The following is an 11,902-nucleotide window of genomic DNA, read 5'->3' as shown; positions in this document are numbered from 1 at the left end:
TGATTTTGTATTCCAGCCAGTTTTAATTCTGTTTTAACTCAGTTAATACTCATGGTAATATCTAAATCTGACGGACACAGGTACCTAGTGAATTTAGTTGGAATGAACTTTGTTCGCAATCCAACTATCAAGTGCTAGTTGGCCTCCGCCGGCGACCATCAAAATCAAAGCAATTCCAATGGCTAAGATATGGTATTCAAATCCCTCACCGGCTTGTTGGTTGAACCAGTTCATAAAAAAACCATTTTTTCTCACATAAACCGCAGCTCCCAACATGGTAAGGGCAATTCCAAATGAAGAAAGTCTTGTGAAGAGTCCAAAAATGAGTCCAAGTGCCCCAAAGGATTCTGCTACAATGACTAAAAATCCAATGGCATAGGGGATTCCTTCCGATTTAAAAAAATCCAAAGTGGCAGCAAATCCATACCCTCCAAACCATCCGCATAACTTTTGCAATCCGTGTGGCAAAATCACAAAACCTAAAACCAGTCTGAGTAAGGTAAAAAACCAACTTGTTTCTGTGTAGAATAACTTTTCTAACATTTATATATCCTTTTCTAAGTGTTGGTTCTATCTTATGGAAAAAGAGAAGTTGGTAAATGGAGAGAATCTGATTTTTATGGTAGTTTTCGTTTCAAACGTCTAAAATTTTCCGGTGAGTTGTCGGTATGATTTTTAAAAAATTTACTAAAATAGGAATTATCTTCGAAACCTAAAGTCAAAGCAATTTGGTTTATATTCAAATCAGAATGTAGTAACAGCCGTTTGATTTCCAAAACCAACCTTTCTTGGATAATTGATTTTGCCGATTTTCCATATTTTTTTTGGCAGAGTTGGTTTAAATTTCCAGAAGAAGTCCCAATTTGTTTTGCATAATACGAAGTTGTTTTTTGGTCTTTGAAATGATTTTCTAATAAACGAAAGAAATCCGATAACTTGGAATCGACGGTTACTTTGTCCGTAAAAGATGTATTAAATTCTTTCAGTGATTGTTGCAAAACCAACTGAATCAAAAGATAGATCATGGAAGAATTGGGATTTGATTTTGAATTTTTTTCGGCGAGTAATCTTTCAAAATCATTTTTAAATTGGTCTCCATCTTGGATGGTGAGTTTAGAAATTTCATTTCCCAATTGGAAAAAAGGATAGTTTTGAAAGCTGGTAACTTGCCCGCCATGTTCGGAGAGGTAATCAGGATAAATCTTTAAGGCAAAACCTTTTACTGGTTTGGAAAAAGTCCAGGAATGCACTTGGCCCGGCCTTAAGAAAAAAAGACTATTGTTTGTAATCGAATGGGTATGGAAATCGATGGAGTGGGTTCCTTCTCCTTCCGTAAAAAAGAATAACGCATAATAAGAATGTCTATGGGAACTATCAAAGTCCTGGAATTCATTTGGCAATTCTTCCAAACGACCAACGTAGAAATAAGGATTTTTGTCATCCTCATGAACATCTGTTAAATGGATCATGGGAATGTTTTTGATTTCAGTCTGCATTTTGTTTGGAGAATTTTCTAGAATTGAATCGCAAAAGAGACTACGAAAAAAATCTAAAAAAAATCGATTTTCCCCTAGAAAAAGTACTTGTCTAAATTTGTGCAACGCACATAACTGTGTTGTGCAATGCACAAATAGGTGAAAACCAGGAGCTAAATTATGGAAAAACAAATCATGGACATTCTTAACGCAGGAATCGGACTTTTCCAATCGGGAAAAGAAGGTCTTGAAAAAGCAAAAACTCAGTTGGAAACAACTTACAATGAATTAGTATCCAAAGGTGCTTTGGACAATACGGAAGATTCTGTAAAAATTCGCCAATCCGTTGACAAAATCCTAACAGACATTAAAGAATTCTCTAGTGTTGCTGGAAAAAACTACGACGAAACTCGTTCTAAAATCGTAGAAAACTACAACAAAATCGCTGAAGAAATCAAAGCGAAAATGCCTGAAGGAAAAATCGAATCGGTAAAAGCAAAAATCAATGAAGTTGCGGAATCTATCAAAAAAACAGGTGCTGCAAAAGCATAAGTATCATTTAAAAAGAGAGGGTCGGGACTCCGACCTTTCCTCTCTCTTTCTTCATTGTTTTAAGTCTTCATTCTACATTTATCTAATTTCTCATTTGATTCTTTTAAAATTCGATAACCTATCAATCTCTGCTTAAGTTCAGTTGAACTGGTTTACTTTCCCTATTGACAGAGGACCGTTTTTGCTTCATTCTGGAATCAATGTTTCGTTACCATGTTTTACTCATTTCTATTTCTTTATTTTTTATTTCTTGTTCTTTGGCCGACCTACGCCCCCCCACCTTACAAAAAGAAGGCTTCAATCCTGACTTAAAAAAGAAAGGATTGTCGATTATTACAAACCCACCGGTGAAAGAACTCACACCGGGTGATTGGAAAGGATACAAACAAATTCAATTTGTATTGAAGGATGTTTGGCATTCTAAGTTTGTTCGATTTTTTACGCCGATCAAAGAATCGGAACAAAGACTTCGCGTGTATTTGGATTTTGAGAAAGATGCAATGGAAGTGGAATTCCTTGGTGGTGAAAAAAAAGGTCTTATCCTTGGCCTTGTTAAAAAAGATACTTATCAAATTGCCGCTGATACAGGAAAAGTTTTTACTGGTGACGATGAAGTTCGAGTTTACTTAGAATCCCTTCGTTTGTATCTAACACTACCTTGGCGACTGACAGAATACCCCATCATCCAATATGCAGGTCCAACTCAAAAATTAGGCCAAGACTATGAAGTGGTATATTTTACATCTGTTCAGGTGAATGCCACTCCCGATACAGACCAATACGTTGGTTACTTTGAAAAAACAAGTGGTGCCTTAGAATGGATGGAGTTTACTTACCGCGAACTTTTTAGTTTTTATAAAGGTGTGATCAAATACGGATACTATGAAGTTTGGAACGACAAACAATACCCCAGACGAATCAGTATTTTAGATCGTTTTGAAGATCCTGATTTTGTTCATGAAATCCGAATCGAAAAAATCGAAATTCCAAAACAACCAATGGAAGAAGAAGACAAGGTATTGGAATTACCGGAATAGAGTATGAACAGTATGTGGATTAAGCAAAAATATACTTGGTAACTAGAATTGAGTAATGAGAATATTGAACACGATGGAATAACTTCATTAAGAATCTTCTTAGGAAAAAGTAAAATCATTAGTGCAAAAATTAATGAAGGAGAAAAGGATTTATCTTGGGACGGGCATTTAAATTTCTTCAAAAAGCCTTACCATAATGGTAAAAAAAAATTATTATTCGGAAGAATTCCGATTCAAGTCAAGTGTTCAAATCGGGACTATAAAGAAACAGAAAAATTTTCACTAGAAAAGGCAGATTTAAATAATTATTTAAATGATGGTGGCATATTATTTATAAAATCAATATATAGAGAAATTACTGAATATAAAATATATGTAAAGCTACTCTTACCACTTAATATTAAAGAAATATTGTCAAAATCCCCTGCGGATAAGGATACAGTTTCTGTTGAATTGAAACTGGTACGTAATATTGAAGAATTTGAAACGTATTGTAAACATTTTCTAGAAAATCAACCATTACAAAGAAATTTAAAAAACTATTTAAATATAAATGAATTAAAAAATAAAAATACAAAGCTAATTGTAAAAACAATACAACGAAAGGGGAATGAAATTGAATATCTTTCCCTCGCAGAGCTAATAAATGAAGAATTAAACAAATTTTTTGATACGTTATCTGTAGAAGAGCAGAAGATTTTTAAATCTTGGCCAATATGGAATTTACGTAAGTTTCATAATTAGAATAATTTTTTATTTCACCTTTCTTTGCTGGTGTTTATTTGTAAATAGTTAGAGGATTTCGGTAACCAACATAAGTTAAAATAGTCCATTAATATTACTAATATAAATTCAGTTTGATGAACTTACTCATGAGTTTAAAATGTTTATCTAAGGTAAATAAAGTAGCATGGTTTTGAATTATGTTTTGAGCAATGATTAAATCTGGTATTCCTACATGGTTGATACCATTTCGGATAATTAAAGTTTGATAATCTATCAGTTGTTTCCAATCTATATTCAATTCAAGACATTCAATTGACTCTAAAATTTGGATCAATTGAGTTTGTTTTTTTAATTTAAGAAGGGGAACCAACTCCGCTAATATGAGTTCATTAACATAAATATTTCCACTATCTATGAGTAAATCGACTTGTGATGAAATTTTTGTATTAGAATTTCTAAAGTATTCAATCCAAATGGATGAGTCTAAAACAACTTGGCTCATCTTTTCCGTATAGTATTGAGATCGATAGTAAGATCAATGGCCCCTTTGTAATTTTTCAAGTTTTTTAGTTTTTCTTTTCTAATTAATGTTTGCAGGCCTTCTTTGATTACATCCGTTTTTGTTTTTAAATGGGTCAGTTTCATTGCTTCACGAACTAATTCTTCTGGGATATCGATAGTTGTTCTCATGATATGCATAAAGTAGTCCTTTTTTATGCATAAGTCAAGTTTTCTTAGAGAGATAAAGGTAACGAGAATGTGGAGAGGAATGTTTGCCAGGTGAATTTGACAGTAGAAAAATGAAATCAAGTATTATTAGCCCCCCTCGGTTGCGTTAAATTTTCAAGAAAAGCTATACCCAAAATTTCAAAACCTAGAAAATTCGATTGAATTTCCAAAGTTATTACTTATGTTATAACTATGGAAAGTTCTGCGGTCAAAAAAACTACGATTCGAGCGATTGGAAATTCATCAGGGGCAACGATCCCAAAAGCACTTCTTGAGAAATATAATTTTCATGAAGGAGACACTGTCTTTCTTGTCGAAACTGAAAACGGTATTCTTTTGTCTCCCTATGATCCAGACTTTGAATCAGCTATGGAATTTTATCAGGATGCTTCTAAGAAATATAGAAATGCGCTTAAAGAATTAGCGAAATGAAACGGGAACCTAAGTGGTTAAATAGAAAAATTGCAGAGGCGATTCATTTAGATCAAATCAAACAACACGGAGGTTCTTTGGGAATTCGAGATATCGGTTTACTGGAATCAGCTCTGGACCGACCAAAGAATCAATGGCATTACAAACCTGAGTCTACTATTTTTGAACTTACGGCTTCCCTTGGAATCGGTGTCGCTAAAAATCATCCCTTTATGGATGGAAACAAGAGAACGTCGTTTCTTTTGATGTATGTATTTTTAGCTTCTAACGGATTCATTATAGATACATCAGAGGAAGATGTTGTGAATGTTATGTTAAAAGTAGCAGATGGTTCTATCAAAGAAGATGAGTTGGCTAAGTGGTTGAAACATTCATCTAAATCAAATCAATAGGATACACGAATTCTTTTTTTATACGATGTTGATAGATCAAAAGATAATGAGGAAATTATTAGGATCATTTCTTCCAGCGAAAGGGATCGTAGCGGAAATCCTGCTTGCAGATTGCAGCGGAGAGCCCGGTCCACCACCGTTTGGTGGTGGATTCGCCACAAAGATAATTTTAATTTAATGTAAATCGAATCGGAACAAGCACCTTCACGGTGATGGCTTTTCCTTCAAGGATCGATGGAGAAAATCTTTTTCTTCGGTAAACTTTGACGGCTTCTTCTTCAAGACCGCCACCTAACTGTTTTCCTACGGAACGAACTCGTAACACTTCGCCAGTATTTCCAATGATCACTTCCAAAGTCATAGTTCCTGTCACACCAAGTGCTTTTGCCTCAGATGTATATTCAGGGCGAACGTTAGGTGATAAATCCACTGGAGAAGTGGCTCCCGAAACGATGGGATCAGAAGCTCCAGCAATGCGTGGGTCTTCTTTTTTCTCTTCTTTTTCTTTGTCGGTTAAATCAAAATCACCATCTGTTGGTTTGGAATCGGTAGATGGTTCTTGGATTTGGACATTGTCGATGAAAGCAACTTCTTCTACAAGGTCATCCAAACTATCGGTTTCCAAATGAGGAGTGAACCAAAAGAGAATGATGATGGCTTGGAGAAAGGCAGAAATGGCGAGACCAGTTTCGATTCTGTATCTATCAATGAACCTATGGATTCTTTCGCGTTTGGATCTTTTTTGTGTAACAACTGTTCCGTTCACGTTACTTTCCTTTTAACCCGCCACCTTGAGTGGTCTTGGTAACGAGAGAAACCTTTAAGGCTCCAATCTCTCGGAGAGTTTCGAATACATTGTCCAACTCTTCATACGTTAAATCTTGATCTGCATGGATCAAAACTTTTAAGTCAGGTGTAGTGGAAATTTTAGCTCTGATTTCACTCATTGCTTCGTTAAGTTCCATCTTCACTGAGTTGAAATAGACAGTTCTTTTTTCATCAGCAGTTAGATAAAGATTGGCTATCTTTTTGTTTAACTGTTCTCCACCAGGAACATCTGGTAGATTGATGGGAAGGTCTGGATCCGAATCTAATACGGAGGTTACCATAAAGAACACGAGGAGTAAGAAGGCAATGTCTGCCATCGAACTTACGGGAACTGAAGGTGCGACTCTCTTTCTTCGTAACATATTATTTCTTCTTTCTCACTGAGATTTTTTCAAATCCACGAAGTTGAACTGCGGATAAGGCATCCAACATCTTTGCATATTTGGTATCACCGGTTGTAACAATGAGCGCTAGTTTGTTTTTAAGATCCGGGATTTCCATTTGGTTTAGGTCATCACGAAATTCTTTTAAACTAGAATATTCTTTGGTTCCGAATGCTGGGTTACGCATTTTGTATCTGTCTTGTGTTACCAAAATTTCATATACGTTCTTACGTAAAAAAGGCTGAGGTTCGGATTGTTTGCGAGGAAGAGAAATGTTAAGTCCTTCCTTTACAAAGAATACAGCAGTTACCATAAAAAATACCAAGAGTAGAAAGGCAATATCCGACATGGATGCTGCCGATATCTCCTCTAGTTCTTGTTTTTTCTTTAACTTAATCATGGTTAGTTAGTTTCCGCTCTTTACGCTCTTTTTCCGGCTTTGAGTTTTAAGTATTCTTTATAGATTTTGTTTGCAGCTTCTTCTACTTCAGAAGTAAAGAATGCAACTCGGCCTTGTAAGTATTGGTAGAATGTCATGGCAGGAATCGCAACGATAAGACCAGCAGCTGTTGTGATAAGCGCTTCTTTGATACCACCAGCAACCACTTTCGCGTTCACTTGGTCAGCGTTTGCAATCGCATCGAATGCGTTGATCATACCTGATACAGTTCCAAGAAATCCAACAAGTGGAGCAATCGTTGAGACTGCAGAAAGAACAGTAAGACCTTTTTCGAGAAGAGTCATCACTTCACCAGCTTCTCTTTCGATACCAGCTGCAAAAATCTCTGGATCGTTTTGAGAAACTTCCATACCATTTTTTAATACATCAGTGATTTTTTGGCCTTCGTTTGCTTTTAAGAATTCTTCAATTCCATTCATTCCAGAAGCATCAATGGCATCTTGTAAATCTTGGTTGTATCCTTTTCTGATTAGTTTTGCTGTGAAGAAAAAGTACATTCTTTCTAAGATCACACCAAATCCTACGATAGAAGAAAGGAGTAGTGGCCACATTGACCATCCACCTGTCACAAACAATTTAACGAGTCCGATTTCAGATTCTTGTTGTGGTGCTTCCGCAGGAGCTTCTGCTACAGGAGCCGGAGTTTCTGCTGGTGCTTCTGTGGTTTGTGTGGATTCAGTCGTTGGTGCCGCAGGTGCTGCCTGTGCTTCGATTTTTTCTGCAAGAGTAAAGATTGTGATAAGTAAGGTCACAAAAGACAAAGCGATTTTTTTCTTTGTCAGGTTACATGAAAAGTTCATGAATGTCTCCATATCTAATTGATATGTTTCAAATCTAGAATATCCTTGTTACATTTAGATTACAGAGCAATGACAAAGAAGGAAATTAGAGGGAGGAGAAGATCTCTTTTAGCTTTGGAATTCCTTCTAAAAACAAAGCTGGCCCTGGTTGTAATATTATGCTTGGGTCTAACTCAAAGATTCTATTGGATTTTAAGAAGTTTGTTGATTGCCATTCGGGTTTGTTACGCACCCAGTCCCAATCCATTGCTTTCCCACACCAAGAACCAACATAGACATCTGGATTGGCAGTTGCTACATCTTCGGCCGTGATGATTCTGTCTTTTGCGAGTTTTTTCTCTTTTAAGTGGGAAAAACAGTCTATTCCACCGGCCAGTTCGATTGCTTCGCTCACCCATTGGATGCCAGTGATCATGGGTTCATCCCATTCTTGAAAAAAAACTTTGGGTTTGTAGGATTTGGAAGTATTCACCTGTTTCCAAAGGTTGATCTGACTTTTCCATTCTTCGATAAGAGAGTTTGTTTTTTCTACTTGGCCCACAAGGTTTCCGAGTATTTGCATATTGGATAAAATTTCTCTGATCGATCTTTGGTTAAAGATCAGAACATTTAACCCTCGTTCAATGAGATCTTTTGCGAGTTGCGATTGGATGTCAGAAAAACCAATGACGAGGTCTGGTTCGAGAGCTGTAATTTTTTTTAAGTTCCCACTGATAAAGGCAGAAACTTTGGTTTTTTCTTCCTTTGCCTTTGGTGGCCGTTCTGTATAAACCGAGATTCCTACAATGCGTTTTTCTTCGCCCAAAAGATACAACATCTCTGTTGGTTCTTCGGTGAGACAAATGATTCGTTCTGGACCCATACTTATGTTTCCAGAAAACGAGCCAGATCTGTTTGAGATCCAAAAAGAACAATGATATCATCTTCTTTGAGAATTGTATTCCCGTGTGGAATACCTAAAATTTTTTCTGATTTGGAATCAGAAGCACGTTTGGTATCTTTGTTTATGGTCGGTCGTTTGATGGTGATGACATTGATATTGTATTTATGACGTAAGTCTGCATCAGCGATGGTTTGGTTGATATAACGTTTGGGAACAGCGACTTCTACCACACTGTATTCATCCGAGATTAAAAAACTGGAACGCATTCCAGAAAAAGATAAGGTTTCGGCCATACTTCTTGCTGCTTTTTCTTCTGGGTTAAACAAATCTTTGATTCCAAGAAGTGCCAAAACCTTCATTTGTAATTCTGTTTGGTAACGGGCATAAATATTTTTAACACCACATTTTTTCAAACTTTCAGCACAAATGATAGAGGTTTCAAAATCATCGGCAAGAGCTATGACCGCATAATCCACATCTGCAATTCCTTGGGATCGTAATGCATGTTCGTCAGTGGCATCTAATGTAACCGCAATGGTAACATAATCTTTTATCGAATCGATGATCATTGGGTCCTTATCAATGGCAATGACTTCATGTCCATCATCAAATAGATAATGTACAAATAACTTTCCAAAACTTCCAATTCCAATGACTGCTATTTTTTTTCTTTGCATACGAAGTTCAACCTACAACCACATATTCTTTCGGATATTCATACGAGATACGATTTACTTTTTTGGAGAGCGCGACAAGTAAGGTCAAAATTCCGACTCTACCCACAAACATTACTGTACAAATGATAATTTTACCTGAATCACTCAAATGAGGAGTGAGACCACGAGTAAGACCTACTGTTCCAAAGGCTGAAACTACTTCATAACATAAATCAATGAAATTTGCATTTTCAGTAATCAATAAACCAAAAATGGCAACAAAAATTACGAATAAAGATAATACAATGGTAGCACTAGCTCTCGCAATAGACGAATTAGCAATTGTTCGGTGGTTTATTTCCATCCTATCTTTTCCACGAATTTCGTTGGTTATGTTTATAAGAGAGATGGCAATTGTTGTGGTTTTGATTCCTCCTCCTGTAGAAATAGGGGAAGCTCCTACCCACATTAAAAAGAAAGAAATGAAGGTAATGGGAAATCCCATTTGGCTTAAGTCTAAAGTATTAAACCCAGCGGTTCTTGTGGTGACAGAATAAAACAAGGAATGAAAAATCTGTTCCGAAGTGGTAAGACCTTTTAAACTGGAATTCTGTTCTAAAAAATAATAAGAAATCCAACCAAATAACAAAAGACAGCCGGTCGTCCAAAATACCAATTTGGAGGTAACAGACCACCGAAACTTAAAATCAAAAGGATTAGAAAGTCTTGTGCGAATTTGAAATAATACGGGAAACCCGAGTCCACCGATTACTATCAGAAGCATAATCACCGATAAAAAACCTTCTGATCTTTGAAAGGCTTCGGTTGTCAGTCCGTTCGGTAACAAACTAAAACCAGCATTACAAAATGCAGAAATTGAATGAAAGATTGAATAATAAATTTTTTCAGAAAGGACAATAGGAAAGTTTTCTGGGAAACTATAAAATAAAAATACAGCACCGATGGATTCAATCACAAGAGTTTGGATTGTAATTTGTTTTAAAATTTCTTTAGCGCGACCCATAGTTTCTTCAGAAAGAAGGTCTTTGATCATCATCGTATCACTTACGGATACTTTTCCGGCAAGAAAGATGGAAAAAAAACTAGTTAGAGTCATAAGCCCCAGCCCCCCCACTTGAATGAGAAGTAATACAATCAATTGTCCGGTCAAAGTGAAACTTGAACTTAAATCGACTGTTGAAAGGCCTGTGACACAAGTGGCACTGATGGTTGTGAATACAATGTCAATAGAAGGAACACTTCCATTGGTTGATTTTGGAAAATGTAAAAAACAAACTCCGAGTAAAATGATAAAAGCAAAAGAAGAAACAAATACGATGGAAGGATTTAATTTTCGGGAATCATGATTTCTGGAAAGTCGATAAAAATGAGCCAAGTTAGAAAATAAAAATAAAACTTGGTTTGCTGATAAAAAGATCAGAGTGGTATCATCTCCCGAAATATGGTATGACTTAAGTATAGAAACTATATTTTTTTCATAAATAAACTCTAAGCCTAACATCAGTAATATGATAAGTTCTATTTTGTGGATGGATACGTATTCTCTCCATCTTTTGTTTGTAAAAATTAAATGGATGGATTCGTATAAAATAAAAAAAGTTACAAGAGTTCGAATCGAAAGTGTTACGTATTCTTTCCAACTTTCTGGATAATAAAATCCAAAATCTAAAATTAAAATCGTAACAGATAAAAACCCAAAGAATATATAAAACATTCTTCCCAGCCAACGGAAATGCTCTATATAAAGTTTTCGAATTTCGAATCTTTGGATTTGTAGATAATGAAAAAATCGTGATAGGAAAACGAAGATTCGTTTGAGTTTCAAGGGAAAACTTCAGCCAATTGTTTTTTCTTTTCTCGATGTTCTTCTAATCTTTGTCTGTCTGCATAAGCATTTACACCAGAAAGACCAGTAGAACCACCAATCATGATAATACTTCCTGCTAATGTTTTTTCAATAGCAAATGCTGAAGCAACGGCCGCAGAAGCACCCAAGGCAAATGGTAAGGTCAAAAAGAAAATGATATACGCTCTTCGGAATTTTGTTTCTTCGTAAACTGCATCTTCATCAAACTCTTCTTTTTGTTTCTTCTTTAACTCTTGTTTGACTCTACTTTTTTGTAATTGGTTTTGAAGTGCTTGTTCGTTGATTTCCCCGGTGAGTGGGTTGATCGGTAAATTTTGTGAACCTGTTAGATTGTAGGGATTTGCGGCGTTTTGACTGGAGTTGGACGTGGTTCTGGAATTCATTAAGGCACCAGCACCGGGAATTGACTCAATCCCAGTGTATTGGGTCTTTACATTTTTCGGAGTGGCAAGGGCTGGGGTTTCAAATTTCGGAGGAAGGGTCACTTCCGGTAAAATATTAGATTCGGGATCGGATTTTGGAAGATTTCTTAGATCGTAGTTATTTGTGTCGTAAAAACCTTCTTTGGTTTGTCCAAAAAGAGGTCCCATTGCCAAAGAGAAGACAATCATGGGCACAAAAACTTGGGAAAAAATCCGCATACTTTCCAGTTTACCTAATC

17 protein-coding genes are annotated in these 11,902 nt (G+C 36.1%); 5 read left to right on the top strand and 12 right to left on the bottom strand.

Annotated features, from left to right (window positions below; all coding sequences use genetic code 11):
- Positions 1–93: 93 nt before the first annotated feature.
- Positions 94–543 carry a DoxX family protein gene (locus ND811_RS01415; protein ID WP_004786447.1) on the bottom strand — a complete coding sequence of 150 codons (450 nt, stop codon included), beginning with the start codon at positions 541–543 and terminating at the stop codon, positions 94–96.
- Positions 544–617: 74 nt separating this feature from the next.
- Entirely contained in the window at positions 618–1,496 is an 879-nt protein-coding gene (locus tag ND811_RS01410) for an AraC family transcriptional regulator (RefSeq protein ID WP_265350707.1), read from the bottom strand.
- A gap of 159 nt (positions 1,497–1,655) precedes the next feature.
- Here ND811_RS01410 and ND811_RS01405 point away from each other — a divergent pair, with 159 nt between their 5' ends.
- The 3 genes from ND811_RS01405 (at position 1,656) to ND811_RS01395 (ending at position 3,808) form a co-directional block, all read left to right on the top strand.
- Complete coding sequence (locus ND811_RS01405; RefSeq protein ID WP_004785689.1) at positions 1,656–2,027, top strand: phasin-related domain-containing protein; 372 nt, start codon at positions 1,656–1,658, stop codon at positions 2,025–2,027.
- Between the two features lie 200 nt (positions 2,028–2,227).
- Positions 2,228–3,064 carry an LBF_0142 family lipoprotein gene (locus ND811_RS01400; protein ID WP_265350708.1) on the top strand — a complete coding sequence of 279 codons (837 nt, stop codon included), beginning with the start codon at positions 2,228–2,230 and terminating at the stop codon, positions 3,062–3,064.
- A 48-nt stretch (positions 3,065–3,112) separates the two neighbouring features.
- Positions 3,113–3,808, top strand: coding sequence for a hypothetical protein (locus ND811_RS01395; protein WP_265350709.1), 696 nt, complete (start codon positions 3,113–3,115; stop codon positions 3,806–3,808).
- Positions 3,809–3,905: 97 nt separating this feature from the next.
- On the opposite strand, the gene ND811_RS01390 is transcribed toward ND811_RS01395, so the two are convergent.
- Positions 3,906–4,292: a PIN domain-containing protein gene (locus tag ND811_RS01390; RefSeq protein WP_265350710.1), complete on the bottom strand. Its 387-nt coding sequence runs from the start codon at positions 4,290–4,292 to the stop codon at positions 3,906–3,908.
- Positions 4,289–4,480: a type II toxin-antitoxin system VapB family antitoxin gene (locus ND811_RS01385; RefSeq protein WP_135745073.1), complete on the bottom strand. Its 192-nt coding sequence runs from the start codon at positions 4,478–4,480 to the stop codon at positions 4,289–4,291. Before ND811_RS01385 ends, ND811_RS01390 begins: the two co-directional genes overlap by 4 nt.
- A gap of 231 nt (positions 4,481–4,711) precedes the next feature.
- On the opposite strand from ND811_RS01385, the gene ND811_RS01380 reads away from it, so the two are divergent.
- Together ND811_RS01380 and ND811_RS01375 are read left to right on the top strand one after the other, a co-directional pair.
- A complete protein-coding gene (locus tag ND811_RS01380; protein WP_100719865.1) occupies positions 4,712–4,951 on the top strand; it encodes an AbrB/MazE/SpoVT family DNA-binding domain-containing protein in 240 nt (79 codons plus the stop codon).
- The gene (locus ND811_RS01375; RefSeq protein WP_135634820.1) at positions 4,948–5,343 is read left to right on the top strand and encodes a type II toxin-antitoxin system death-on-curing family toxin; all 396 of its coding nucleotides are present in this window, start codon (positions 4,948–4,950) and stop codon (positions 5,341–5,343) included. The genes ND811_RS01380 and ND811_RS01375 overlap by 4 nt, the downstream gene beginning before the upstream one ends.
- 169 nt (positions 5,344–5,512) lie before the next feature.
- Here ND811_RS01375 and ND811_RS01370 read toward each other — a convergent pair whose 3' ends face one another.
- From ND811_RS01370 to ND811_RS01335, 8 genes are all read right to left on the bottom strand, one after another.
- The gene (locus ND811_RS01370; protein ID WP_135572450.1) at positions 5,513–6,109 is read right to left on the bottom strand and encodes an energy transducer TonB; all 597 of its coding nucleotides are present in this window, start codon (positions 6,107–6,109) and stop codon (positions 5,513–5,515) included.
- 1 nt (position 6,110) lies between these two features.
- On the bottom strand, positions 6,111–6,533 hold the full coding sequence (locus ND811_RS01365; protein ID WP_015677138.1) for an ExbD/TolR family protein: 423 nt from the start codon (positions 6,531–6,533) through the stop codon (positions 6,111–6,113).
- Between the two features lies 1 nt (position 6,534).
- On the bottom strand, positions 6,535–6,954 hold the full coding sequence (locus tag ND811_RS01360; RefSeq protein WP_004787714.1) for an ExbD/TolR family protein: 420 nt from the start codon (positions 6,952–6,954) through the stop codon (positions 6,535–6,537).
- Between the two features lie 20 nt (positions 6,955–6,974).
- Positions 6,975–7,814 carry a MotA/TolQ/ExbB proton channel family protein gene (locus ND811_RS01355; RefSeq protein ID WP_135745070.1) on the bottom strand — a complete coding sequence of 280 codons (840 nt, stop codon included), beginning with the start codon at positions 7,812–7,814 and terminating at the stop codon, positions 6,975–6,977.
- Positions 7,815–7,899: 85 nt separating this feature from the next.
- Positions 7,900–8,676, bottom strand: a complete 777-nt coding sequence (locus ND811_RS01350; protein ID WP_265350711.1) for a cobalamin-binding protein — start codon at positions 8,674–8,676, stop codon at positions 7,900–7,902.
- A 2-nt stretch (positions 8,677–8,678) separates the two neighbouring features.
- Positions 8,679–9,374, bottom strand: coding sequence for a potassium channel family protein (locus ND811_RS01345; RefSeq protein WP_265350712.1), 696 nt, complete (start codon positions 9,372–9,374; stop codon positions 8,679–8,681).
- Positions 9,375–9,381: 7 nt separating this feature from the next.
- On the bottom strand, positions 9,382–11,199 hold the full coding sequence (locus tag ND811_RS01340) for a TrkH family potassium uptake protein (RefSeq protein WP_322113431.1): 1,818 nt from the start codon (positions 11,197–11,199) through the stop codon (positions 9,382–9,384).
- Complete coding sequence (locus ND811_RS01335; RefSeq protein WP_265350714.1) at positions 11,196–11,882, bottom strand: hypothetical protein; 687 nt, start codon at positions 11,880–11,882, stop codon at positions 11,196–11,198. Before ND811_RS01335 ends, ND811_RS01340 begins: the two co-directional genes overlap by 4 nt.
- Positions 11,883–11,902 lie beyond the last annotated feature (20 nt).

Source organism: Leptospira soteropolitanensis (assembly GCF_026151655.1).
GTDB classification, from domain to species: domain Bacteria; phylum Spirochaetota; class Leptospiria; order Leptospirales; family Leptospiraceae; genus Leptospira_A; species Leptospira_A soteropolitanensis.
Note: the sequence above shows the minus strand (reverse complement) of the source record. Positions and strands in the feature narration are given on the sequence as shown.

Excerpts from the sequence above, each read along its gene's own strand:
- ND811_RS01385 (WP_135745073.1), bottom strand. The coding sequence starts at position 4,480 with ATGAGAACAACTATCGATATCCCAGAAGAATTAGTTCGTGAAGCAATG.
- ND811_RS01335 (WP_265350714.1), bottom strand. The coding sequence starts at position 11,882 with ATGCGGATTTTTTCCCAAGTTTTTGTGCCCATGATTGTCTTCTCTTTG.
- ND811_RS01400 (WP_265350708.1), top strand. The coding sequence starts at position 2,228 with ATGTTTCGTTACCATGTTTTACTCATTTCTATTTCTTTATTTTTTATT.
- ND811_RS01405 (WP_004785689.1), top strand. The coding sequence starts at position 1,656 with ATGGAAAAACAAATCATGGACATTCTTAACGCAGGAATCGGACTTTTC.
- ND811_RS01355 (WP_135745070.1), bottom strand. The coding sequence starts at position 7,814 with ATGAACTTTTCATGTAACCTGACAAAGAAAAAAATCGCTTTGTCTTTT.
- ND811_RS01350 (WP_265350711.1), bottom strand. The coding sequence starts at position 8,676 with ATGGGTCCAGAACGAATCATTTGTCTCACCGAAGAACCAACAGAGATG.
- ND811_RS01365 (WP_015677138.1), bottom strand. The coding sequence starts at position 6,533 with ATGTTACGAAGAAAGAGAGTCGCACCTTCAGTTCCCGTAAGTTCGATG.
- ND811_RS01345 (WP_265350712.1), bottom strand. The coding sequence starts at position 9,374 with ATGCAAAGAAAAAAAATAGCAGTCATTGGAATTGGAAGTTTTGGAAAG.
- ND811_RS01415 (WP_004786447.1), bottom strand. The coding sequence starts at position 543 with ATGTTAGAAAAGTTATTCTACACAGAAACAAGTTGGTTTTTTACCTTA.
- ND811_RS01375 (WP_135634820.1), top strand. The coding sequence starts at position 4,948 with ATGAAACGGGAACCTAAGTGGTTAAATAGAAAAATTGCAGAGGCGATT.
- ND811_RS01390 (WP_265350710.1), bottom strand. The coding sequence starts at position 4,292 with ATGAGCCAAGTTGTTTTAGACTCATCCATTTGGATTGAATACTTTAGA.
- ND811_RS01410 (WP_265350707.1), bottom strand. The coding sequence starts at position 1,496 with ATGCAGACTGAAATCAAAAACATTCCCATGATCCATTTAACAGATGTT.
- ND811_RS01360 (WP_004787714.1), bottom strand. The coding sequence starts at position 6,954 with ATGATTAAGTTAAAGAAAAAACAAGAACTAGAGGAGATATCGGCAGCA.
- ND811_RS01380 (WP_100719865.1), top strand. The coding sequence starts at position 4,712 with ATGGAAAGTTCTGCGGTCAAAAAAACTACGATTCGAGCGATTGGAAAT.